This window comes from Lentzea pudingi (genome assembly GCF_014646255.1).
Taxonomy (GTDB): Bacteria; Actinomycetota; Actinomycetes; order Mycobacteriales; family Pseudonocardiaceae; genus Lentzea; species Lentzea pudingi.
In genome coordinates, this window is sequence record NZ_BMNC01000001.1 from 1,061,700 (window position 1) to 1,084,792 (window position 23,093).

The 23,093-nt window shown below is 70.8% G+C and carries 22 protein-coding genes; 11 read left to right on the forward strand and 11 right to left on the reverse strand.

The window, feature by feature from the left end; translation table 11 throughout:
- Positions 1–5 precede the first annotated feature (5 nt).
- Genes IEY88_RS04835 through IEY88_RS04845 form a run of 3 tightly spaced genes read right to left on the reverse strand, consistent with a single transcriptional unit; the run spans position 6 to position 2,226 of the window.
- Entirely contained in the window at positions 6–464 is a 459-nt protein-coding gene (locus tag IEY88_RS04835; protein ID WP_189153289.1) for a MaoC family dehydratase, read from the reverse strand.
- Positions 461–1,336: an amidohydrolase family protein gene (locus tag IEY88_RS04840; protein WP_189153290.1), complete on the reverse strand. Its 876-nt coding sequence runs from the start codon at positions 1,334–1,336 to the stop codon at positions 461–463. Before IEY88_RS04840 ends, IEY88_RS04835 begins: the two co-directional genes overlap by 4 nt.
- Before the next feature lie 11 nt (positions 1,337–1,347).
- Positions 1,348–2,226: an SDR family NAD(P)-dependent oxidoreductase gene (locus IEY88_RS04845; protein ID WP_189153291.1), complete on the reverse strand. Its 879-nt coding sequence runs from the start codon at positions 2,224–2,226 to the stop codon at positions 1,348–1,350.
- Between the two features lie 89 nt (positions 2,227–2,315).
- Between IEY88_RS04845 and IEY88_RS04850 the strand changes: the two genes are divergently transcribed.
- On the forward strand, positions 2,316–3,104 hold the full coding sequence (locus IEY88_RS04850; protein ID WP_229693081.1) for a PaaX family transcriptional regulator: 789 nt from the start codon (positions 2,316–2,318) through the stop codon (positions 3,102–3,104).
- A 90-nt stretch (positions 3,105–3,194) separates the two neighbouring features.
- Here the strand turns inward: IEY88_RS04850 and IEY88_RS04855 are convergent, their stop codons facing one another.
- Positions 3,195–3,590 carry a RidA family protein gene (locus IEY88_RS04855; protein ID WP_189153568.1) on the reverse strand — a complete coding sequence of 132 codons (396 nt, stop codon included), beginning with the start codon at positions 3,588–3,590 and terminating at the stop codon, positions 3,195–3,197.
- A gap of 95 nt (positions 3,591–3,685) precedes the next feature.
- Between IEY88_RS04855 and IEY88_RS04860 the strand changes: the two genes are divergently transcribed.
- A complete protein-coding gene (locus IEY88_RS04860) occupies positions 3,686–4,684 on the forward strand; it encodes a helix-turn-helix transcriptional regulator (protein WP_189153292.1) in 999 nt (332 codons plus the stop codon).
- Positions 4,685–4,687: 3 nt separating this feature from the next.
- On the opposite strand, the gene IEY88_RS04865 is transcribed toward IEY88_RS04860, so the two are convergent.
- A complete protein-coding gene (locus tag IEY88_RS04865; RefSeq protein WP_229693082.1) occupies positions 4,688–6,943 on the reverse strand; it encodes an NHL repeat-containing protein in 2,256 nt (751 codons plus the stop codon).
- A 281-nt stretch (positions 6,944–7,224) separates the two neighbouring features.
- Here IEY88_RS04865 and IEY88_RS04870 point away from each other — a divergent pair, with 281 nt between their 5' ends.
- A complete protein-coding gene (locus IEY88_RS04870) occupies positions 7,225–8,466 on the forward strand; it encodes an MFS transporter (RefSeq protein WP_189153293.1) in 1,242 nt (413 codons plus the stop codon).
- 91 nt (positions 8,467–8,557) lie between these two features.
- Here IEY88_RS04870 and IEY88_RS04875 read toward each other — a convergent pair whose 3' ends face one another.
- Complete coding sequence (locus tag IEY88_RS04875; RefSeq protein ID WP_229693083.1) at positions 8,558–9,127, reverse strand: TetR/AcrR family transcriptional regulator C-terminal domain-containing protein; 570 nt, start codon at positions 9,125–9,127, stop codon at positions 8,558–8,560.
- 52 nt (positions 9,128–9,179) lie between these two features.
- Between IEY88_RS04875 and IEY88_RS04880 the strand changes: the two genes are divergently transcribed.
- Positions 9,180–10,424, forward strand: coding sequence for an FAD-dependent monooxygenase (locus tag IEY88_RS04880; protein ID WP_189153294.1), 1,245 nt, complete (start codon positions 9,180–9,182; stop codon positions 10,422–10,424).
- A 241-nt stretch (positions 10,425–10,665) separates the two neighbouring features.
- On the opposite strand, the gene bdeA is transcribed toward IEY88_RS04880, so the two are convergent.
- Positions 10,666–11,481 (reverse strand): bis(hydroxyethyl) terephthalate hydrolase, encoded by an 816-nt coding sequence (bdeA, locus tag IEY88_RS04885; protein ID WP_189153571.1) that lies wholly within the window; start codon positions 11,479–11,481, stop codon positions 10,666–10,668.
- Positions 11,482–11,704: 223 nt separating this feature from the next.
- On the opposite strand from bdeA, the gene IEY88_RS04890 reads away from it, so the two are divergent.
- The 4 genes from IEY88_RS04890 to IEY88_RS04905 all read left to right on the forward strand — a co-directional run bounded on the left by IEY88_RS04890 (position 11,705) and on the right by IEY88_RS04905 (position 16,906).
- On the forward strand, positions 11,705–14,074 hold the full coding sequence (locus IEY88_RS04890; protein WP_189153295.1) for a helix-turn-helix transcriptional regulator: 2,370 nt from the start codon (positions 11,705–11,707) through the stop codon (positions 14,072–14,074).
- Between the two features lie 2 nt (positions 14,075–14,076).
- Complete coding sequence (locus IEY88_RS04895) at positions 14,077–14,517, forward strand: acyl-CoA thioesterase (RefSeq protein WP_189153296.1); 441 nt, start codon at positions 14,077–14,079, stop codon at positions 14,515–14,517.
- Positions 14,514–15,614, forward strand: a complete 1,101-nt coding sequence (locus IEY88_RS04900; RefSeq protein ID WP_189153297.1) for a zinc-binding dehydrogenase — start codon at positions 14,514–14,516, stop codon at positions 15,612–15,614. The genes IEY88_RS04895 and IEY88_RS04900 overlap by 4 nt, the downstream gene beginning before the upstream one ends.
- A gap of 158 nt (positions 15,615–15,772) precedes the next feature.
- Complete coding sequence (locus IEY88_RS04905) at positions 15,773–16,906, forward strand: S1 family peptidase (protein WP_189153298.1); 1,134 nt, start codon at positions 15,773–15,775, stop codon at positions 16,904–16,906.
- 211 nt (positions 16,907–17,117) lie between these two features.
- Here IEY88_RS04905 and IEY88_RS04910 read toward each other — a convergent pair whose 3' ends face one another.
- Together IEY88_RS04910 and IEY88_RS04915 are read right to left on the reverse strand one after the other, a co-directional pair.
- Positions 17,118–18,479 (reverse strand): alpha-amylase, encoded by a 1,362-nt coding sequence (locus IEY88_RS04910; RefSeq protein ID WP_189153299.1) that lies wholly within the window; start codon positions 18,477–18,479, stop codon positions 17,118–17,120.
- Between the two features lie 92 nt (positions 18,480–18,571).
- Positions 18,572–19,975, reverse strand: coding sequence for an MFS transporter (locus IEY88_RS04915; RefSeq protein WP_268241207.1), 1,404 nt, complete (start codon positions 19,973–19,975; stop codon positions 18,572–18,574).
- A gap of 53 nt (positions 19,976–20,028) precedes the next feature.
- Between IEY88_RS04915 and IEY88_RS04920 the strand changes: the two genes are divergently transcribed.
- Entirely contained in the window at positions 20,029–20,712 is a 684-nt protein-coding gene (locus IEY88_RS04920; protein ID WP_229693084.1) for a TetR/AcrR family transcriptional regulator, read from the forward strand.
- On the opposite strand, the gene IEY88_RS04925 is transcribed toward IEY88_RS04920, so the two are convergent.
- Positions 20,699–21,274, reverse strand: a complete 576-nt coding sequence (locus tag IEY88_RS04925; RefSeq protein ID WP_189153301.1) for a class I SAM-dependent methyltransferase — start codon at positions 21,272–21,274, stop codon at positions 20,699–20,701. The genes IEY88_RS04920 and IEY88_RS04925 overlap by 14 nt on opposite strands.
- A gap of 234 nt (positions 21,275–21,508) precedes the next feature.
- Between IEY88_RS04925 and cmtR the strand changes: the two genes are divergently transcribed.
- Together cmtR and IEY88_RS04935 are read left to right on the forward strand one after the other, a co-directional pair.
- Positions 21,509–21,826, forward strand: coding sequence for a Cd(II)/Pb(II)-sensing metalloregulatory transcriptional regulator CmtR (gene cmtR, locus IEY88_RS04930; protein ID WP_189153302.1), 318 nt, complete (start codon positions 21,509–21,511; stop codon positions 21,824–21,826).
- Positions 21,819–22,442 (forward strand): cation diffusion facilitator family transporter, encoded by a 624-nt coding sequence (locus IEY88_RS04935; RefSeq protein WP_189153303.1) that lies wholly within the window; start codon positions 21,819–21,821, stop codon positions 22,440–22,442. Before cmtR ends, IEY88_RS04935 begins: the two co-directional genes overlap by 8 nt.
- Here IEY88_RS04935 and IEY88_RS04940 read toward each other — a convergent pair.
- Positions 22,399–23,052: a class I SAM-dependent methyltransferase gene (locus IEY88_RS04940; protein ID WP_189153304.1), complete on the reverse strand. Its 654-nt coding sequence runs from the start codon at positions 23,050–23,052 to the stop codon at positions 22,399–22,401. The genes IEY88_RS04935 and IEY88_RS04940 overlap by 44 nt on opposite strands.
- Positions 23,053–23,093: the final 41 nt, after the last annotated feature.

Here is a 23,093-nt window from a genome sequence, read left to right on the forward strand (position 1 = left end):
TCACCTCACGTGTAGTGGCGGTAGACGGCACGTGCTACGCAAGCGGGCTTCGGGGAGCCCTCGATCTCGACGGTGAAGTCGACGGTGAGCTGGACGCCGTCACCCGGCACGTCCTCGACGGACGCGACCTGCCCGAGCAGCCGGATCTTGGCGCCGACCGGGACGGGCGCGGGGAACCGCACCTTGTCCAGGCCGTAGTTGAGGCTCATCCGCACGCCCGAGACCTCGAGCAGTTCGGTCATCAACGGGATGAGCAGGGCCAGCGTCAGGTAGCCGTGCGCGATCGTGCCGCCGAACGGGCCGGTGGCGGCGCGTTCCGGGTCGACGTGGATCCACTGGTGGTCGTCGGTGGCGGAGGCGAACGTGTCGACGCGGCCCTGGTCGATCTGGAGCCAGTCGGTGTGCCCGAGGCTTCTGCCCGCCAGGGCCTTGAGTCCGGCGATTCCTTGGACGGAGATGGTCACGCGTCCTCCTTCACGAGTCCCAGCAGGCGAGCGGCGTTGTGCTTGAGGATCTTGGGGCGGACCTCGTCGGAGATCTCGATCTTCGCGAAGTCGGCGAGCCAGCGGTCTGGGGTGATCACCGGGTGGTCCGAGCCGAACAGGACCTTGTCCTGCAGCAGGGTGTTGGCGTAGCGGACGAGCTGCGGCGGGAAGTACTTCGGCGACCAGCCCGACAGGTCGATGTGCACGAACGGTTTGTGCGTGGCCACCGCCAGCGCCTCGTCCTGCCACGGGAACGACGGGTGCGCGAGCACGATCCGCAGGTGCGGGAAGTCGACGGCGACGTCGTCCACGAGCATCGGGTTGGAGTGCTTGAGCCTGATGCCGCCGCCACCGGGCACGCCGGCACCGATCCCCGTCTGTCCACTGTGGAACAGCGCGGGCACGCCGAGTTCCTCGATCACCTCGTAGAGCGGGTACGCCATCCGGTCGTCCGGCGAGAAGTCCTGGAGGCTCGGGTGGAACTTGAAGCCCCGCACTCCGTGCTCCTCGACGAGCCTGCGGGCCTCGCGGACGGCCGTGCGGCCCTTCCACGGGTCGACGCTCGCGAACGGGATCAGCACGTCGGCGTGTTCGGCGCAGGAGGCCGCGATCTCCTCGTTGGAGATGCGCGGATGGCCGGTGGCGTGCTCCGCGTCGACCGTGAAGATCACCGCGGCCATCCTGCGCTCGCGGTAGATCGCTGCGGTTTCGGCGATCGTCGGCTGGCGGTGGGCTGCCTTGAAGTACTTGGCGGACGCTTCGAGCAGCGCGGGGCTCAGCGAGCTGTGGCCGTCGCCGGAGACCTCCGCGTGGGTGTGGACGTCGATCGCGACGAGTTCGTCGACATTCATCTTGGGAACGTTCACGGTGCCACCGGTGCCGGGATCCCGTAGGTCTCCGGCTCGAACTCGCCGAAACGGCCGGCGATGGCGGCCGCGTCCCACCCGCCGTCGGCGAACAGCACCTGCTTCTCGGCCGGGTGCGACCACAGCGCGAGCCGGTCGCCGCCGATGCCGATCGCTTGTCCCGTGACACCTTTGGCCGCGTCCGAGGCGAGGTAGACGATCAGGGAGGCGACGTCCTCGACCGTGCCCAGGCCCTCGTCGCGCCGCACCCACGCCGGCAGCGGCGCGCCCGTCCGTTCGGACTCCTCGATCAACGGCGCGAACGCCGGGATCGTGCGGGTCATCTCGGTGGCGGCGACGGGGACGACCGCGTTGACGGCGACGTCCGACCGGGCGAGCTCCAGCGCCCAGGTCCGCGCCATGGCGGCGATCCCGGCCTTGGCGGCGGAGTAGTTGGTCTGCCCGAAGTTGCCGCGCTGCCCTGCGGGTGAGGCGACCAGCACCAGGCTGCCGCCCGTGCCCTGCTCCCGCATCCGCACGGCCGCCGCGCGGGCGCAGGTGAAGGTGCCGCGCAGGTGCACGTTGATCACGGCGTCGAAGTCGTCGTCCGTCATCTTCCACAGCACCCGGTCACGCAGGATGCCGGCGTTCGTGACCAGCACGTCGAGCCGTCCGAACTCCTCCACGGCGGTGGCGACCAGCGCCTCGGCGGTCTCGGCCGGTCCGACCGGCGCGACGACCGCCCGGCCGCCGATGTCCGCCGCGACCTCCTGGGCCGACTCGTCCACGTCGTTGACCACGACCTGGGCCCCGTTGCGCGCCAACGCTTCCGCGTAAGCCCTGCCCAGCCCGCGGCCGGCACCGGTGACGATCGCGACCTTTCCCGTCAGCTCCATCAAGCGTGTCCTCTCCGTGGCGTCGCGACCAAAGTAGGGCATATTCATGACGCTCGTCTAGATGCTGCCCAACATGTATCGTGAGCAGTGTGACGCCCCAGTCCTTGATGCTCAACTTCCTGGGCCTGTACGTGTTCGGCCGCGGCATCGCGGTCTACTCGGGCAGCGTGATCGACGTGTTCGGGCGCGTGGACGTCTCCGAGGAGGCGGTGCGCTCGACGCTGACGCGCATGGCCTCACGCGGCCTGCTCACCAAGCACCGCAGCGGCCGCAAGGTCTACTTCGGACTCACCCCGCGCGCGACGGACGTCCTGCGCGACGGTGAACGGCGGATCTGGCAGCGCGGCGCCGTCAACCGCGACTGGGACGGCACCTGGACCCTGGTGGGGTTCTCCCTGCCGGAGGGGCGGCGCGGCGAACGGCACGACCTGCGCTCGCAACTGCAGTGGGCGGGCTTCGGCCCGGTGCAGAACGGTCTGTGGATCGCCCCCGGCACGCACGACGTGACCGGGCTGGTCGAGGGACTCGCGGAGAACGTCACGGTCTTCACCGCCCAGCACGCCAAGCCGACCGAGGCCGTGGACCTGGCGCGCCGCGCGTTCGACACGGCCGCGATCGCCGCCCGCTACCAGGACTTCCTCGCGAGGTGGCGCGAGCCGGACGCGTCGCTGCCCGACGACCTGGCCCGTCAGCTGCTGCTGCACGGCGACTGGCTCGACCTCGTGCGCCAGGACCCCCACCTGCCGGCCGAGCTGCTGGCGTGCGACTGGCCGGCGATCGAGGCCGAGAGGCTGTTCCAGTCCTTGGCCACGCGCTACGCCGAGACCGCGACCCCGCTCGCGGTCGCCGCCATCGAGTCGATCGAGGTTGCCGGCTAGGGCGTGGCGCTGTCTCGGGAATGGCGCTACCGGGAGCAGATCGGCCTCGGCTGACGGCGGGGGTGCCGGCCTGGCGAGGCCGGCACCGGGTCACGCCACCGCGGTCCCTTCGAGTTCCACCAGCAGCATAGGCAGCGCCAGCCTGCTCACCCCGAGCATCGTGGTCGGCGGGGCCACCCGTGCCGCGCCGAGCCGCGCCGCCAGCACGCCGTAGTGCTGGAACAGCAGGTCGACGTCGGTCGTGTACACGTTCAGCCGCACGAGGTGTGCGAGCGTCATCCCCGCCTCGGCCAGCACCGCCTCCAGGTTGTCGAGGCTCAGTGCCAGCTGCGCCGCCATGTCACCGGCGTGCTCGGGCTTGCCGTCGCCGTTCATCGACGTCTGCCCGGCGCAGTACAGCGTCCTGCTCTGCCCGGTCACGACCTCGCCCTGGTGGTAGCCCAGCTCCGCCGACCACGTCCACGGGTTGACCGGCGTTCGTTCCACAGCCACGACAGCTCCATTCGATCTTTTCGACAGTGCCGTGAGCGTCGCAAGCAATACACGACATCCTGTGTCACGTATTCCCGTACGGTTCTCGCATGCGTGCCGACCGGCTGGTGTCGCTGGTCCTGCTGCTGCGGCGGCACGGTCAGCTGTCGGCGGCCACCCTGGCCCGCGAGCTCGAGGTCTCCACCCGGACGGTCCTGCGCGACATCGAGGCGTTGTCCGCCGCGGGTGTCCCGGTCTACGCCGAACGCGGCCGGCACGGCGGTTTCGCGCTGCTGCCCGGTTTCCGGACCGAGCTGACCGGCCTGAACCACGACGAGGCGCTCGCCCTGCTGGTCGCCGGCTCCCGGCGGGGCGCGCAGGTGTTCGGGCTCGGCTCGTCGCTCGCCTCGGCGATGCTGAAGGTGGTCGACGCGCTGCCGGAGAGCTACCGGCGGACGGCCGCCGGTGCGGCGGAACGGTTGCTCATCGACCCCGAGATCGACCTTCTCTCGCGGCGCGTGGCGGAGGAGGAGCTGCCGGACGAGGTCGTGGCGGAGGTCCGGCGCGCGGTGTTCGCGGGCCACCGGTTGCGGATCCGCTACGAGGCCGGGGATGCGGAGCCGGAGTGGCGCACGGTCGACCCGATCGGACTGGTCACCGTGCGGGAGCAGGGGTATCTGCTGGCCACGCGATTGGGGGAGGACCGGACCTACCGGCTGTCGCGCATCCTCGCCGCCGAGGAGCTGGACGAACCGGCGCAGCGGCCGGACCGGGTGGACCTGGACCGGGTCTGGCAGGAGCGCGGCACGCGGTTCCGGGCCGGCGGGGAGCAGGTCGCCGTGGTGCTGCGGGTGCGTCCGGCGCGGCGGGAGGAGCTGGTGGGGACCGCGCTGGCCGTGCTCGCCGAGGAACCGGACGGGGAGTGGCTGCGGATGGAGGTCACCTTCCAGGACTCGCGGCACGCGGAGTGGGCGGTGTGGCAGCTGTCCACGGGCGCGGAAGCCCTGGAGCCGCAGTGGCTGCGGGAGTCGCTGCGGGACCGGGCGGGTGCGGTGGCCGCCCGGTACGGGGAAGGGCGCGAGCGGCCGGAATCGCTCGCGCCCGAGTGAGGATCAGACCCGGCAGGGCGAGCCACCGGGATGACCCGGCTTGGCCTCGACGTTGGCCTTCGCCTCACCGATCACCACGTCGGTCAGCAGCGTGTCGACCACGACGGCCTGCTGCACCACGCTGGTCGCGGTGGTCGTCGTGCTGTTGAGCCGCAACGACCCGATCACCAGCGGGATCGTCAGCGGCGCACTGCCCACGGTCACCGACAGCCCGTTGATCTTCAACGAGGCGATCGTCGACGACCCCGCGAACTGCGGCACGAGGCCGCCGGTACCCGCCACGCAGGTGACCGACGCGTTCGACTCGATCACGCCGATCTCGATCGTGAGCAGACCGCTCGTCACGCGGGTCTGCTCGATGCGCGCCCGTCCCGTGGCGAGGTCGGTCGTCGCGGGCGCGGTGCCCGTGAGGTCGTCCGGTGTCTGGTCGGTCCTCGCGTCGAGCGCGGTGGCCCGCACGGTGAGGATGCCCGCGTTGAGCTGGACGTTCGCCAGCGTCTCGTGGTCGTCGACGCACGGGACGTCCTGCGGGTTCGCCCTCGTCGACACGATGCCCGCGAGGTTGAGCGCGGTGGCCTGGCAGGAGAACACGCCGGTGCGTTCGGACGTCTTGATCCGCAGGTCGGACAGGACGGGGCTGTCACCGGCCGCGTTCGCGGTCAGCGTCGCCCGGACCTCGATGTAGCGACCGGTCTTCGCGAACGTGACGCCGTTGCTCACCGGTGTGAAGCTCTGCCCGGCCAGGCCCGCCTCCGTGTCGGACGTCCTCGCCTCGACGACGATCGACGTGCCCGGCGGCACGGCGCCCTGCGCCTCGGTGTTCCAGGTGACCGTGCCCCACGGACGGCCGTTGGTGCCGCCGTCCTGCACGACGCTCCACGTCCCCTGAGGCGCGGTGATCTCGCCGAGCACCGATCCGGTCATGTCGCTGTAGTTGTACGGACCGGCGCCCGCGCCGAGGTCGACCGTCATGTCCACCGCGCCGACGGTGTGACCACCGCCGCCGACCGGACCGGCGTCCGGGTCGATGCGCTGCGCGTTGTTGGTGCTGATGTTGGTGACCCACACCTTGCCGTTGCTGTCGATCGCGACGCCGGTCGGGCCGACGCCACCGGGCAGCGGGACGTTGCCGACGTACGTGCCGTCGGTGCGCAGGTGCCCGACCGTGGTCGCACCGTTCAACGAGTGCGCGACCCAGACGTTGCCGTCGTTGTCGACCGCGACGCCCTGCGCGTTCTGGCTGCCGTGGCCGAACGCGCCGAGCAGCGTGCCGTCCGGCGCGAGCTTCGCGACGCGGTTGCCGGAGAAGTTCGTGTGCCAGATCTCGCCGGTGACCGGGTCCATGCCGAGGCCGTAGTCGCCGTGGGTGCCGTCGAGGCACGCGTGGGTGCCGGCGACGGGGTCGTAGCGCAGGGTGCCGAAGTTGCGCGCGGACCAGAGCGTGCCGGCCTTGTCGATCAGACCGCCGTAGCCGCCGCAGCCCACGTTGAACTGCGTGCCGGTGGCCTGGCCGTCGGCGTCGAGCAGTTCGTGGTCGAGGTCCTGGCCGCCCGTCCACAGGCGGTTCTGGGCGTCGACGGCGACCGTGCGGGTGTTGCTGCCGGTGACGCGGGCGTAGTTGATGACGCACTCGTCGGCGGCGGTGGTGACGCCGCCGTTGTCGTCGGCGCCGCCCGCGTTGGTCCACGGGCGGACGTCACCGAGGCCGCGGCTGGTGGCGATCAGGCCGTCCTGGTCGCGGTCGACGCACTTGTTGTAGGCGAAGGGGCCCTTGAGGTAGTCGCCGGCGGGGTTGGCGGTGCCGTCGGAGTCGACGCGCGTGCCGCCCTGGATGACACCGATGCGGGTGACCGAGCCCCGGCCGCCCGCGCCCTCGTTGCGGTTGGACAGCCACGTGCTGCCGAACTTGTCGACGGTCGTGCGGGACGGGTTGCGACCGCGGCCGTCCGGGGCGGAGGCCCATTCACCGACGATCTGGCCGGTGTTCACGTCGATGCGGACCATTGTCCCGCGCGCCGAGGCGGCGACGTTGACGTAGGGGAAGAAGACGGTCGAACGGTTCAGCTGGAGCTGGTTGTTGTTCGGGGCGTCGTGGTTGACGTCCTGGGAGACGCCGTTGTCGAAATCGGCGTCGAGCGTGTACAGGACGTCGGTGCCGGGGACCGGTGCGGCGAACGCCGGTACGGCGAGTGCGGCGAGCAGGAACGACGTGGTGGTGAGCGCGAGCACCGGTCTGGCGCGGTGCCGTGAGTGGTTCATGGCAGCTCCGTTCGGGTGAGATGAACCGGACATACGTCCGGAACACACCGAAAGGAGTCGATGTTTCGAAGAATGCGTTACCGAATATTCCTGATGCCAGCGGAGATGTAATCGCCGAATTATCGCGGAATTTCACCAAATGCGGCTCGGCGTCGCGCGGACGGATCAGTGAGGACGTACAGGTCGTGTGACCCGCTCTGGACGGCCTGCGGCAATCAGGTGGTGGATTGCGTCGTCCAGGTCGTCTTCCGTCGAAACACGGATATTCCTACGCTGGGGCGATGGGGGACACGAGCGCCGGTACGTCCGGGCGCGACTTCAGCCGTTACCTGAACGCGCGGGTGTTATCGGTGGTCGGCGCCGTGGTGTCGGCGGTGGCGTTGCCCGTCCTCGTCTACCAGCTGACCGGCTCGGCGGGCTGGACGTCGGCCGTCACGGCGGCGGAAGCCTTGCCGTACCTGGTGTTCGGGCTGCTGGCCGGTGCTCTCGCGGACCGGTTGGACCGCAGGCTGATGATGGTGGCGATGGACCTCGCGGTCGCCGCCGTGCTGCTCAGCGTGCCGCTGGCGTGGCTGGCCGGCGGGCTGACGGCGCCGCATGTGGTCGTGGTGGCGTTCACGACGCAGACGGCGTTCGTGTTCTTCGACGCGGCGAACTTCGGCGCGCTGCCCGCGTTGGTGGGCAAGGAGAAGCTCGCCGCCGCCTACTCGACGTTGTACGGGCGCACGACCGTCGTGGAACTCGTCGTGCCGGGGGCGACGGGACTGCTCGTGGCGATCGTCGCCCCGGCCGCGTTGCTGGCCGTGAACGCGTTGACGGCCGTGGGTTCGGCGTTGTTGTTGCGCGCGATCACCAGCAGCATGGCCAATCCACGGCCGGTGCGCGGCGGGAGCGAACTCGTCACGGACGTGAAAGAGGGCCTGCGGTTCCTCTGGCACGAACCGATCATCCGCGTCCTCACCCTTGTCGGCGCCACGCACTCGGTGGCGAGCGGCGCGTGGATGGCGGTGCTCGTGCCGTTCGCCGACCAGGTCCTGGGCGTGGCACCGAAGGGGGACGCGCGGCTGGCCGTGTTGTTCAGCTGCTGGGGCGTGGGCGCGGTCGTCGCGTCACGGGTGTTCCCGCGGGTCACGGCACGCTGGGGCAACGCGAAGGTGGCGCTGGCCGCGTTGCCGCTCTCGCTGCTCAGCGGCGTCCTCGTGCTGGTCAGCGGGCACTGGCTCGTGCTGTGCGCGACGGCGACGTGCTGGGGCGTCACCGGCGCGGTCGCGGTGATCAACGGGATCACCTACCGGCAGCAGGTGTGCCCGGAGGACCTGCAGTCGCGGGTGAACACGACGGCGCGGATGGTGGCCTGGGGTCTCGGCCAGCCCCTCGGCGCGGGGCTGGCCGGCGTGCTGTCGGTCGCGGCCGGTGATCCGCGGGCGGGGCTCGCCGCCGGTCTCGCCGTGTTGCTGGCGGGCGTCGCCGCGGCGTGGGTGTCGCCGGTGCTGCGCGGTCAGAAGTACCGCAGCCAGACGTGACCCCACGCCATCGTGTGCTGATGCCAGAAGCCGATGCGGGGTCCCGCACGGGGAGCGCTCGACGACGTCACCGGGGCATGACGTGCAGATGTCACCGGGCGAGCAGCCTGGCGATCCCGAACTCGAACCGCTCGTCGAACGACTCCTCGGCGAGGAAGGGGAGAACGCGCCGCAGCGACGGCCGTTCTCCCACGTCGAAGCCCTCGGAACTGGGCGGCAGCGCCTGTTCCTCCTGCGCCAGGCCGAGGAGGAAGTAGATGACGCCCCAGCACGTCCAGGCGGCCTCCTTCGGCGGGAGCCCTCCTTCGAGCAACGCGGCCACGAGTGCCTCGGCGGTGTCCAACGTGGCCGGTTCGGCGGCGTAGGTGCCCGCGACGACCGCGGCGCCGTCCCGATGCGCCAGCAGGGCCTTGCGATAGCGGCGGGCGATCTCGGCCGCGCGGTCCTGCCAGTGGGCGGGCAGGTCGTCGAGCGAGACGCCGGCGACGATCGCGTCGGCCATCAGCTCTTCCAGCCGTGCCTTGGTCTTGACGTGCCACAGGACGGTGTTCATCCGCACGCCGAGCTCCTGGGCGATGGCCCGCATCGACACCGCCTCGGCGCCGCGCTCGTCGAGGATCTCCAGCGCGGTCCGCACCACGTCCGCTTGACTCTTGGTCACTGACCTAGTCTACTCGACGTCAGGTGTTGGTCAGTGACCAAGAGGAGTTGTCATGCACGACGTCGTGGTGGTGGGTGCGGGGCCGACCGGGCTCTGGCTGGCAGGGGAGTTGCGGCTGGGCGGGGCGTCCGTCGCGGTGCTGGAGACGCGGCGGGAGCGGGACCCGAACTCGAAGGCGCTCACGATCCACCCCCGCACGATCGAGGTCCTCGACTGCCGGGGCGTCGCGGAGCCGTTCCTCGCCGAGGGGCTGCGGATCCCCAACGGGCACTTCGGCGGGCTGTCCGACCGCCTCGACTTCTCGGTCCTGGACACGCCGTACCCGTTCACGCTGGCGTTGCCCCAGGCCCGCACCGAGGAACTGCTTCAGGAGCGGGCGCTGGAGATGGGCGCGACGGTGAGGCGGGGGTGCCGGGTGACCGCTCTGGTGCCCGAGGGCGTCTCGCTGGCCGACGGCGAGGTGGTGGCCGCGCGGTACGTGGTCGGGTGCGACGGCGTGCGCAGCACCGTGCGGGAAGCGGCCGGCATCGACTTCGCCGGCACCGACGCGACGACGTGGGGCTGGCTCGGTGACGTGGTCCTCGACGAGCCGCCCGCGCGGGGGTTCGCGAGCGTCACCGGACCCTCGGGTGGGCTGATGGTCGTGCCGTTGCCCGGTGGTGTGCACCGGATCGTCGGCGGCGATTCCGCCACGAACCGCGCCGAGTGGCCAGGCGAGCTGACCCTGGACGAGTTGCGGGCCACGGTGCGTGCGATCGCGGGCACCGACTTCGGCCTGCGCGACCCGAAGTGGTTGTCACGCTTCGGGAACGCCACCCGCCAGGCCGTGTCGTACCGGTCCGGCCGCGTGTTCCTCGCGGGCGACGCCGCGCACATGCACTTCCCGGCCGGGGGAGTCGGCATGAACGTCGGCATCCAGGACGCGCACAACCTCGGCTGGAAGCTCGCCGCCGTCGTGGCCGGGCGGGCGGACGCCGCGTTGCTCGACACCTACCACTCCGAACGCCACCCGGTGGGTGCCGAGCTGTTGCGGCACACCAGGGCCCAGACGGCGTTGATGACCGGGTATTCACCCGAGGGGCAGGCGTTGCGCGCGGTGCTGAGCGGGCTGATCGCGTCCGCACCGGACATGTCGAAGGAGCTGGCCGAACGGTTGTCCGGTCTCGACGTCGACTACGGGACCGGGCGACGGGTGCCGGACGGCGGCGCGCTCTTCGCGCGGCTGCGGTCCGGGCGTCACGTGGAGACGCCCGCCGGGCTCGTGCGGCCCGACGGGCACCTCGCCGCGGTCAGCTGAGGTGGTGCACGTCCTGCGGGCCGTGACCGGCGTCGGGTCGGCCGAGGCGTTGAGCCTGGCGTTGGACGGGGACACCGAGCACGCGGTGACGGTGCGGGCGGTTGCGACGGTTGCCGGGGCCCTTGGTGGGGACGCGGCCGCATCGGCTGTCCGGCGAGGTGCGGATGACCGTGCTCGGCAGAACAGGGTCGGGTCGCGGCGCCCCGCGCTCGGGTTGGCGCCGCGACCCGTGCTCAGACGATCAGGAGTGCGGGCACGTGTCCCGGTACTCCTCGATCAGCGTGCTACGTCCCGGCGCCGGGCAGAGGAACTGCTCGTAGCGGGTGTCGTTGTCGATGAACCGCTTGAGCCACGAGATGCTGTACTTCGCGATCGTCGTGTTGGACGAGTTCGGGGCGAAGTGCGAGGCGTTGTTGAGCTCAAGGTACGCCTTGTCCAAAGTGGACGGCAGTGAGGTGTAGAACGGTTCGGAGTGCGACGAGACCGGGGCGACGGAGTCGCTCTCGGCGCCGACGACCAGGGTCGGGACGCGGACGGACGACCAGTTCTTCGTGGTGTGCCAGCCGGTGAGCGGGATCGCCGCTTGGAGAGCCGGGCGCTGGCTGGCGGCGCGGAGGGTGCCGCCGCCGCCCATCGAGTGGCCCATGACGCCGAGGCGGGTCGCGTCGACGCGGGTGCGCACGGTGCTCTGCTGGGTGAGGTAGTCGAGTGCCGCCAGCAGCTGTGAGGCTCGGCTGTCGGGCTGGTCGTAGATCGAGTTCGTGTCGATCGTGAAGATCACGAAGCCCTGGGACGCGAGGCGCGGGCCGAGCCACGAGATGCTCGACTGGGTGCCGGTGTAGCCGGGGGAGATGACGACCGCGCCGAACGTGCCGGCGGAGGTGCTGGTCGGGTAGTAGATCGTGCCGCCGCCGAAGCCGCTCACCAGGGACGAGACCGAGGTCTCCGAGACGGCGAACGAGCCGCGGGACGCCTCGATGCTCGAGTTGGTGGGTGCGGGGCCTCGTTCGTAGGGGTTGTCGGCGGCCTGGGCGACGGTGCCGCCCAGCAGCACCATGGACAGCGCGACGGGGAGCAGGGTGCGGAGTTGCACGGCGTTGTACACCTCATTCGGCAGGGGGAACGGGGGAACGACCTCGACCCTGCAACCACGGTGACCGGGTCCGCATCGGTGCAACCACCGGTCTCGGTGAACAACTTCGAAGGCAAAACTAACGGTGGTAGGTGAATTTGGCGCCTACCCCTTCCGGTGGAGCCGTTACCGCCGTAAGACTGGGCCGATGCTGCGTGGCCGAGAGCGGCAACGCGTCGCCGTGGACGCGTTGGTGGACCGTGCGCGCGTTGGGTGCGGCGGGGTGTTGGTGCTGCGCGGTGAAGCCGGTTCGGGCAAGACTGCACTGCTCAACGCCGTGAGGGACACCTACGACGCGTTGATGTGCGTGGATGTGCCCGAGGTCGATGACGACCTCATCCGGCTTGCGCACGACGTCGCCGGTACGCGTGCGGTGCTGCTGATCGCCACCGAGGGCGAGCCGCGCGGGTTGCCCAGCGTCACGCTCGATCCGCTCGACGCGGCGACGAGCGTGCGGGTGCTGCACGACCTCGTGCCCGGCCTGCCCTCCACCCTCGCCGCCGACCTCGCGGACCTGGCCTGCGGGAACCCGCTGGCACTGGTCGAGCTGGCTGGAGCGCTCACGTCGGCGCAGCTCGGAGGCATCGCGCCCGCGCCGGAGGTGCTGCCGGAGAACAGCTCGCTGCGACTGCGGTGGCGGGCCCTGTTCGCCGCCCTGTCTCCCGAGGCGCAGCACGTCGTCGCCCTCGCGGCGGTCGACGAGGAGGTCGACGCCGAGTCGCTCGACCTGCAGGCGGTCATCGAGGCGGGGCCGTTGTTCGACTCGCGCCGGCTGGTCCGGTCCGCTCTGCGGGTGGACGTGCCGCTGGCGCAGCGCCGCCTGGCCCACGCCGAACTGGCGCAGAGCCTGCCGCTGGGTGCCCGCCGCACGTGGCACCAGGCCGTGACGACGCAGGACGCCGGGCTCGCCGAGGCCCTCACCGTCCACGCCGAGCACGCGCGTCTGTGCGGCGACTTCGCGAGGGCCGCCCGCGACCACGACCGCGCGGCCCGCCTCACGACCGACCCCGAGCAGAAGGCGCGTCACCTGCTCAAGGCCGCCGCCGACCACTGGGCGCACGGGGCGCCGCACCGGTCGCGGGCCGTTCTGCGCACGGCGACGAAGATGACCCACACGCCGGAGCTCAGGGCGTTGATGGACCTGGTGGTCGGCGGCATCGACCTCGGCGAGAGCCTGCCGGACGTGGCGGCGGACCGGTTGATCCGCGCGGCGAAAGGCCTGGTCGGCACGCAACGGGGGCTCGCGGTGGCGGCGCTCGGGTTCGCGGGCGAGGCGGCGAGCATCGCCGGGGACCACCGCCGCTACACGGCGGTCGCCGAGTTCGCCGAGGAGATCCGCTGCCCCGACGAACCGCCCGCGACGCGGATCACGCTCGACCACCTCACCGGGATGCTGGCGACGTTCGACGGCAGGCACGACGAGGCGTTGCCCGCGCTGCGCACCGTCGTGGACCTGGCCGACCAGGTCCCCGGACCGCAGGCCCGCATCTGGGCGAGCCAGGCCGCCTACGTGCTGGGCGACGCCACGCGGTCGCACGAGATGGCGACCAGCGCGGTCACGGCGGCGCGCGAGAGCGGGTTCACCGCGCTGGTGCCGTGGGCGCTGGTGTACCGGGCGTTGTCGGCGTTGCTGCTGGACCAGCACGCGGCCGCCCTCAACGCCGCGACGGAGGGCGTGCACGCGGCCAAGGCGATCGGCCAGCACAACGCCGTCGTCGACCACCTGACGATCCTTGCGCTGCTGGCGGCGCTCCGCGGCGACACCGACACGGCGCTGGACCGCATCGACACCGCCACCGAGCAGATCACCCAGCGCGGACTCACCCGGCCCGGCACGTTCGGTGCTTGGGCGTTCGCGTGCGTCGACCTGGCCCGCGACCGGCCCGCAGACGCGCTCGAACGGCTCCGGCTGAACCCCGGGCACGCGGGCATCAAGGTGATGGCCGCACCACACGTGGTCGAGGCCGCCGTGGCGTGCGGCAAACCGTCCACAGGGGACAGAGCGCTGGAACCGTTCGAGAGGTGGGCCGGCGCCACGGGGAGCACGGCCCGGCTCGCTCTCTCGCACCGCTGCCACGGTCTGCTGGAGAGCGGCACGGCCGACGAGCACTTCGAGGAAGCGATCCGGCTGCACAGGGCCAGCGGCACGGCCATGGAACTCGCGAAGACCGAACTGCTGTACGGGAACCGGTTGCGGCGCGGGCGCAAACCCAAGGCGGCGCGCGAACACCTGCGCGAGGCCGTGCACATCTTCCAGTCCTACCAGGCTGATCACTGGGTCGAGCGGGCCCGCGCCGAACTGCGCGCGGCCGGCGACTCCACGAGCGAACCGAAGGACCACCCCGGTCTGACGCCGCAGCAGGCGCAGATCGCCAGACTGGTCGCGGAGGGCGCCACGAACCGCGAGGTCGCCGCGCGGTTGTTCCTGAGCCACCGCACCGTCGAGCACCACCTGCGCAACATCTTCGCGCGGCTCGGCGTGCGGTCGAGGGTCGAGCTCACCAGGAGACTCGGCTGACGATGTCCGATCAACAGCAGGGATGGGTCTTGCGCGAGAACTACCGGCACTGGCAGCGGATTCCGACCCGGTGGGCGGACAACGACGTCTACGGCCACGTGAACAACGTCGTCCACTACGCGTTCATGGACACGGTGATCAACACGTGGCTGATCGGCGCCGGGCTGGACATCCAGGCCGGGCGGCAGATCGGGCTCTGCGTGGAGTCCCACTGCACCTACCGCGCCTCCATCTCGTTCCCGGAGGCGGTGGACGCCGGGCTGCGGGTAGGGCACCTCGGCCGCTCGAGCGTCCGCTACGAGGTCGGGTTCTTCTTCGAGGGACGCGAGGACGTCGTGGCGGAGGGCCACTTCGTGCACGTCTTCGTGGACCGGGAGACGCGCAAGCCCGTGGAGATCCCCGCGACCCTGCGCACGGCGATGGAAGGTCTGGTGGTGGCGTGAAGACGCGAGGTGCGGTGCTGACCGGGGTCGGTGGGCCGCTCGAGATCGTGGACCTCGAACTCGACCCGCCCGGCCCCGGCGAACTGCTGGTGCGCGTGCACGCCACCGGCCTGTGCCACTCCGACCTGTCGGTGATCGACGGCTCGCGCATCCGGCCGTTGCCCATGGTGCTCGGCCACGAGGCAGCGGGCGAGGTCGTGGAGGCGGGTTCGAACGCCGAGTTCAAGGCGGGCGACCACGTCGTGCTGTCGTTCGTGCCCGCGTGCGGTGCCTGCCGGCGGTGCGCGTCGGGCCGTCAGGCGTTGTGCGAACCGGGAGCCGCGGCCAACCGCGACGGCACGCTGCTCAGCGGCGGGCGCCGGTGGACGCTTCCGGACGGCACACGTCCGCACCACCACCTGGGCGTGTCCGGGTTCGCCGAGTACACGGTGATCTCCGACCGCTCGGCCACCCTCGTCCCGCAGGACCTGCCCCTCGACGTCGCCGCGCTGTTCGGCTGCGCCGTGCTGACCGGCGCGGGCGCGGCGTTCTACAGCGCCGAGGTGAAGCCGGGGGAGAAGGTCGCGGTGTTCGGCCTCGGCGGCGTCGGTCTGGCGGCGGTGCTCGCGGCGGTCACGGCCGGTGCCACGCAGGTCGTCGCGGTCGACGTGGTGGAGCACAAGCGCGAGCTCGCTCTCACGCTCGGCGCGACGCACGAGGCCGCGGGCGGTCCGGACGTGGTCGCGCACGTCCGGGACCTGACCGGGGGCGGCGCCGACAAGGTCATCGACACGACCGGTGTCGCGGCCGTGCTCGAACAGGCTTACGCCGCAACGGCAGTCGGTGGCACCACGGTCACCGTCGGCCTGCCGCACCCCGACCGCACGGTGTCGTTGCCGGCGCTGAACCTGGTCGCCGAGGAACGCACGCTCAAGGGCAGCTACCTCGGTTCGTGCGTGCCGCGTCGGGACGTGCCCAGGTTCGTCGACCTCTACCGCGCGGGACGGCTGCCGGTCGACGGCCTGCTGTCCGGGCGGCTGGGGCTGCACGAGATCAACGACGGTTTCGCCAAGCTCGCCTCCGGAGAGGCCGTCCGGCAGGTCGTCGTGATGGAGTAGTGCCCGGTTCCGCCCGTTCGGGCATTTGTCGGGCAGGACAGTTCCGGTTTCAGCTGTTGACCACCGGGGCTGTCCTGCGCCACGGTGAGAGCGCTCTCATGTTCGTCGCTGCCCGCAACGGGGCGGGTAGCGATCCCTGCACGGACAAGGAGAAGAGCATGCGCTTCACCATGCCCAGAATCGTGCCCGCGCTGGCACTCGTGCTGGTCGGGTCGACTTTCACGGTGCCTGCCCAGGCGTCGGAGAAGGCGATGTCACCCGGCCTGCTCACCGCGATGAGCTCGGCGTTCGGGCTGACCGAGGCCCAGGCGCGGTTGCGTCTGGAGAAGGAACAAGGCGCGTCGGTCCTGGCCCCGCGCGCCGAAAGCGCTGCCGGTACCGCACTTGCTGGCAGCTGGTTCGACGAGGCGAAGAACCGCCTCGTCGTCGCGGTGACCGACAAGGCCGCCGCCCGCAAGGTCGAGGCCACCGGCGCCGAGGCCGTCGTCGTCGGACGTTCGGCGAACTCGATGGCGGCCCACAAGAACCGCCTCGACGCCCTGTCCGCGACCGGCGCCGTGCCGGCCGCGGTCGCGGGCTGGCGCCCCGACCCGCGCACCGGCACCGTCGTGGTCGACGTGGAGGCGGGCAAGCAGACCGCCGAAGTGGCCTCGTTCCTGGACAAGGCACGTCAGTTCGGCTCCATCACCGTGCGCACCGAAGGCGTGCAGCAGCCGCAGACGTACGCGGCGGGCACGGTCGGCGGTGACCCGTACTACACGGGCAACGTCCGCTGCTCCATCGGCTTCTCGGTGCACGGCGGCTACGTCACGGCGGGCCACTGCGGTGGCAACGGCGCGGCCGTCTACGGCTGGGACCGCTCCTTCCAGGGCAACTTCGCCGGTTCTTCGTTCCCCGGCAACGACTACGCCTGGGTCCGCACCGGCGGTGGCTGGTGGACCGTGCCGGTCGTGCTCGGCTGGGGCCGGGTGCCCGACGCACTGGTGCGCGGTTCGTGGGAGGCGCCCGTCGGCACCTCGGTCTGCCGCTCGGGTTCGACGACGCAGTGGCACTGCGGCGTGATCCAGGGCCGCAACGAGACCGTGAACTACCAGCAGGGCGCGGTCTACCAGATGGTCGGCACCTCGGTGTGCGCCCAGGGTGGCGACTCCGGTGGCTCGTTCATCACCGGTGACCAGGCCCAGGGTGTCACGTCCGGCGGCTACGGCAACTGCACCAGCGGCGGTCGCACGTGGTTCCAGCCGATCAACGAGATCCTGAACGTGTACGGCCTGAGGTTGCACACGGCCTGATGAACTCCCGGCTGTCCACCGCCTTGTGCGGTGGACAGCCGGTGATTTCTAGTGGTGTGGCTCGGAACGTTGCCGGGGGAATGCGCGGTCAGACGGGTGCATCGTGGTACTGCCCCCACGTCCTCGTACTGGCTGTACGGGGGCGTGGGGGCAGTACCACGAGGTGCCCTGCTGAGCGTGGATTACCTCGCCAACGTTCCGAGCCGCCCCACTAGCGAGCGTTGACGTGCAGGGCGAGGGCGGTGCCCGCGCCGAGCGTCGTCGTGAACCGGCCTTGCGAGTCGACGGTCACGCGAACGCAGCCGTTCTCCTGGACGTTGCAGTAACTCCCGGCGGGCAGCGCGGTCTGGAACGTGCGGCTCACCGCGAACGGCTCGCGGTTGATCGCGACGAAACCCTTGTTGCCGCGCCCGAACGCGATCATGTCGTACCCGTTGTCCTGCCAGTTGTTCACGTCGGTGCCCGCGACGGTGTTGCGGAAGGACACCATGTTCGCGATCTGCGTCCACGCGTGCTGGCACTTCCAGCCGCTGTAGCAGACCGAGTTGCCGGGCGGACCGGCGTCCTTGTCGGTGAACTCGTAGCCCGAATACACCTGCGGCGCACCGTAGTTCCACGCCAGCATGAAGACGTTCGCGAGCGTGTAGGTCGAACCGTCCTTGTACGTCAACGTGGACCCGTTGCGCTCGGTGTCCCAGTTGTCGACGAACGGCCGTGCCTGGCCACTGGGCAGGAAGCCCCACGACTGCCCGAAGTTGCGCAGGTAGGCCAGGTTCTCGTTCTGGAAGACCCGCTTGACGTCGTAGGCGTAGCGGAACTCGTCCACGTCACCGGACCCCGTGTACTCGCTGGGCTGCACCGCCTCGCCCGCGCCGTAGATCACCTCGTGCACCCAGAACACGCCGGGGTTGGTCAGCTTGCCCTTGATCGCGGCGAGATCACCGGCCGCCATGTGCTTGGCCGCGTCGACCCGGAACCCGTCGACGCCCATCGAGATCAACCGGTTCAGGTAGCCGGCGATCGCCCCGCGCACGTAGTCGCTGCCGGTGTCCAGATCGGACAGACCGACCAGCTCGCAGTTCTGGACGTTGTAGCGGTCCTGGTAGTTGGTGATGTGCGAACGGCAGGAGTGGAAGTCCCAGTCGCTGTACACGCCGGGGTAGTTGTACTTCGAGTAGCCGGTCCCGCCGGTGCCCGTGCCCGACCCGGCGCTCATGTGGTTGATGACCGCGTCCGCGATGACCTTCACGCCCGCGTTGTGGCACGTGGTGACCATGTTCCGGAAGGCGTTCTCGTCGCCGAGGCGCCCGGCGATCCGGTAGCTGACGGGCTGGTAGCTGGTCCACCACTGCGGACCCTGGACGTGCTCGGTCGCGGGCGAGACCTCGACGTAGCCGTAGCCCTTGGGGCCCAGCACGTTCGTGCATTCCGACGCCACGCGGGCGAACGGCCATTGGAACAGGGTGACGGTGACGTCCTTGGCGCCCGGTGGCGCCGCAAGACTTTGCACCGGTGTGGACAGTCCGACGATCAGCAGCACCGCTAGCAGGGTGCGCGAAGCCGAGGAAACCACGTTGTCTCCTTGCTGCAGGGGTTCACCTCACGTCGTAGCACCTGCACGCACACCGGGCAAAGCGTTGCAAGAACTTTCCGGAGTAATTCGGCCTAGTGCCGCGATCGGACGAACGCCCAACCGGCCAAAGCCGCTGCCATCGCCGTCAGCGCCAGGCTGCCGATCGTGACCGCCGTTTCGAACTGCGCGGTCTGCCCGGCGCTCCAGCCGGGCTGCGCGATGCCACCGGCGAACAGCACCGCCAGCACCGTGCCGCTGACGGCCACGCCCGCCGCCGACGTGACTTGGGACGCGGTGTCGACCAAGGCGGCACCGATCGACGTCCGGCTCTCCGGCAGGCCTTTGAGGACGTTCACACCCGCGACCGCGCCGACCACGCGGATGCCGATCGCGACCAGCACGAGCGCGACGGCGACCGGCGCGTACCCGAGGCGGCCGAGCAGCGCGTAGACGGCCAGTCCGGCGACGACGCCGAGGGAGCCCAGCCCCACGGCGCGGTCGAGGCCCGCCCAGCGCACGAAGCGGTTGACCACCGGGCCCGCGGCGATGAGGACCGCGACCTGCGGCAGCATCCCGGCGGCGGCGAGCGCGGGGGACCAGCCCCAGTCGAGCTGCAGCTGGAGCGTCACGAGGTAGGTGAGGCCGGCCGCCGCGAGTCCGGTCGCGGCCTTGTACGCGAGCCCGCTGGCGACCAGCGGGCTCGCGACGAGCTTCAGGTCGAGCAACGGATGGCTGGCCGTGCGCGCGCGAATTACGAAGAGGACACCGGCGACAACGGTCAGTGCGGCGGCGGCCCACGCGGTGCAGGAGCCTTCGACGAAGAGCGTCGGCGTCACGAGCGCCAGCACGATGGTCGCTGTGCCGAGCACGCCACCCAGGTAGTCGGCGGGGCTGCGGTGCAGGTCCGTGTCGGGCCCGATCCCGCGGCCGACGCCGGCGAGCGCCAGCACCGCGATCGGCACGTTGATCAGCAACAACGCCTGCCAGGGAGCGACGGCTAGCAGGAAGCCGCCCAGCGGCGGGCCGACGGCCAGGCCGACCAGGCCCACGGTGGAGATGAGCGTCATCGCGCGCACGCGCAGGTCGTCGCTCTGGAACAGCCGAAACGCCAGTGCGATCGAGCCCGGCGTGGTCATGGCGGCGGCGATGCCCATCACGGACCGCACGGCGATAAGGCCGCCCACGGACGTGACGAACAGCGTCGCCAGGCTCGCGACGCCGAGGAGTACGAGTCCGGCGAGCATCAAGCGGCGGCGGCCGAAGCGGTCCGCGACGGCGCCGAACACCAGCATCAGGCCGCCGAACACGACCGCGTAGGAGTTCGAGACCCACTGCAGCGCGGTCGTCGAAGCGTGCAGGTCACGGCCGATCGTGGGCAGCGCGACGTTCAGGATCGAGTTGTCGAGCATCTCGAACAGGAACACCGCGGAGAGGCCGGCGAGGGCGATCCACGCCTCCCGCAACGAGCGCGGCGAGCGCAGTCCGTAGGCAGTCACGAACACTGTTCTACTCACGAACACTGTTCGGGTCAACTGGTATGATCAGGCTCATGAACCGCAGGTCCCGTGAGGAATGGGCGACGCAGATCGCCGCGCTGGAGGAGCCGCCCCCAGTGCGCAAAGAGCCCATCACGGTCGGGCGCATCGTCAGCACGGCGTTGGCGCTGGTGGAGACCGAGGGGTTCGACGCGCTGACCATGCGCCGCGTCGCCGCCGCGTTGCAGACCGGGCCCGCCTCGCTCTACGCGCACGTGCGCAACAAGGCCGACCTCGACGACCTGCTCATCGGGACGCTCAGCAAGAACGTGGTGGTGCCCGCGCCGGATGCCGAACGGTGGCGTGAGCAGGTGCTCGACGTCTGCGGTCAGCTGCGGGACGAGTTCCTGCGCTATCCGGGCATCGCGCGGGCCGCGTTGAACGCCCCGCCCGCCAACCTCGACACGCTCCGGATCACCGAGGGCGTGCTCGGGCTCTTCCTCGCCGGTGGCGTGCCTGTGCAGGCGGCGGTGTGGGCGATCGACGCCGTGCTGCTGTACGTCAGCGCGTACACGTTCGAGTCGTCACTGCGTGGGGAGATGGACGGCGCGGAGATGCTCGCACGGCTGAAAATGCTCCCGGCGAGCCGTTTCCCGCACACGGTCGAGCACGCGGACAAGCTCGGTGCCGGTCAGGGGCACGAGCGGTTCGAGTTCGCCCTGCGGTTGATGCTCGACGGGCTGCCTACCGCCGGCTGACGAGCAGGTAGCGCTCGTCGTCGATCTCCCGGCCCCACAGGGCCTCGTCGGTCAGCGGGGTGACGACGGCGTCCCCGTTCACCAGCTCGCGCGCCTCGGCGGCGGTGAGTCCGGCGCCGGTCGACCACCGGCCTTCCACGAGCACGAGAAGACCGCCCGGCCTGAGCAACGACACCCATTGCTCCAGCGCCGCGGCCGGGTCGGGCAATGCCCACAGCACGTGCCGCGCCAGCACGACATCGAACGACGCCTTCGGATACGGCGGGTGCGCCGCGTCGCCGGTGGTGAAGCCGACGATCACGCCTGCCGCCGCCGCCTTCGACCGTGCGGCCTGCGCCATCTCCTCGGACAGGTCGAGGCCGTGCACCTCGTGGCCGGCCTCGGCGAGCAGGACGGACAGGCTGCCGGTGCCGCACCCGAGATCGGCGACGGAGGCGGCCGGGGGAACCAGGGGAAGCAGGAGATCGGCCCAGGCGCGGCGCACCCGCGGGTCGCGAAGTCCGTGGTCGGGCTCGTCGTCGAACGTCGCGGCGTGCTGGTCCCAGAACTCGCGGGTCGTCACGTTTCCATTTTTGCTTAAGGGACCATCAAGCCTTGCCCAAATGAGATGCGGAGTCCCTCGTACGGTCCCTAACCTCGCTTTATGAGGCTTGTGCTCTGGCTCACACTCGCGGGCGTGTTCGCGCTCAGCGGTGACCACGCGCTCGCGGCCGTCCTGGTGATGCTCCTGGTCGGCTGCGCGACGGACCGCGTCCGTCCCTGACCACTGTTCAGCCTTGGCTGTACAGTTCGATTCATGCTGACTTGTGAGACGCGGGAGGCGGCTCTCGCCCGGCTCGGCCGCGCCCTGGCCGACCCGACGCGGTGCCGCATCCTGATCGCCCTGCTCGACGGCCCCGGCTATCCGGCGAAACTCGCCGAAACGCTGGAGCTGACCAGGTCGAACGTCTCCAACCACCTGTCCTGCCTGCGCGGGTGCGGTCTGGTCGTCGCGACCTACCAGGGCCGGCAGGTGCGCTACGAGCTGGCTGATCCGCACCTGAAGCGCGCGATCAGCGAGCTCGTGGACGTCGTGCTGGCCGTCGAGCCCGGACCGGACTGCGTCGATGGGTGACGCATGCTGCGCGCCCGTCGTGGACGAGCGGAAGCTCGTGCTGCGGCGGCGGGTGCGGATGTTCGTGGCCGCGACGATCACCTACAACGTCGTCGAGGCGGTCATCGCGCTCGCGGCCGGCACGGTGGCGGGGTCGACGGCGCTGATCGGGTTCGGGCTGGACTCGGTGATCGAGGTGGCGTCGGCGACGGCCGTGGCCTGGCAGTTCGCCGGGCGTGACCCGGAGAAGCGGGAACGGGCCGCGCTCAGGGTGATCGCGGTGTCGTTCTTCGTGCTGGCGGCGTACGTGTCGGTCGAGTCGGTGCTGTCGCTGGTGCGGGGCGAACGCGCCGAGCACTCGTCGGTGGGCATCGTGCTCGCCGCGGTGTCGCTGCTGGTCATGCCGTGGCTGTCCTGGGCGCAGCGCAGGGCCGGCCGGGAGCTCGGGTCGGCGAGCGCGGTGGCGGACTCGAAGCAGACGTTGCTGTGCACCTACCTGTCCGCGGTGCTGCTGGTCGGGCTCGTGGTGAACAGCCTGTTCGGCTGGTGGTGGGCCGACCCGCTGGCCGCGCTCGTGATCGCCGTCGTGGCGGTCAAGGAAGGTCGTGAGGCGTGGCGCGGTCACCATTGCTGCTGACCGGTTTGCGGGCGACCAGCCGTTCCACCACGCCGAGCTTGAAGCGCTGACGCTGCTCGACGTCCAGGCCGCCGGCCTCGACCAGACGCAACGGGCGGCGCAGGAAGTGCTCGCCCGCCATCGGCACCGTGATCCGCTCCACCAACCACTGCACGCCCCGCGCGAGCCGGGACGAACTCGCGACGTGGTCGAGGAGGATCAGCCGGCCACCGGGCCGCAGCACCCTGACCATCTCGTTCGTCGCGGTCTCGTGGTCCGGGATGGCGCACAGGCCCAGCGTGCAGACCACCGTGTCGAACGAGGCGTCGGCGAACGGCAGGGAGTGCGCGGTGCCTTGCCGCAACGTCACCTCGCGGCCCAGTTCGGCGGCGCGGGACCAGGCGAGGCCGAGCATCCGCTCGCTCAGATCCAGGCCCGTGAGCCGGACCTCGGCCGGGTAGTGCGCCAGGTTGAGGCCGGTGCCGACGGCGACCTCCAGCACCTCGCCGGTCGCCTGGGAGCACGCCCACCGGCGGGAGTCGCCGAAGACGCGGCGGTCCAGGACGCCGATCTCCCGGTCGTAGGTCGCCGACTTGCGGTCCCAGTAGTTCTGCCAGCGCGCCTGATCCATGCCCTCACCATCGCCGAACCGGCGGCCAGGTGCTAGATGTG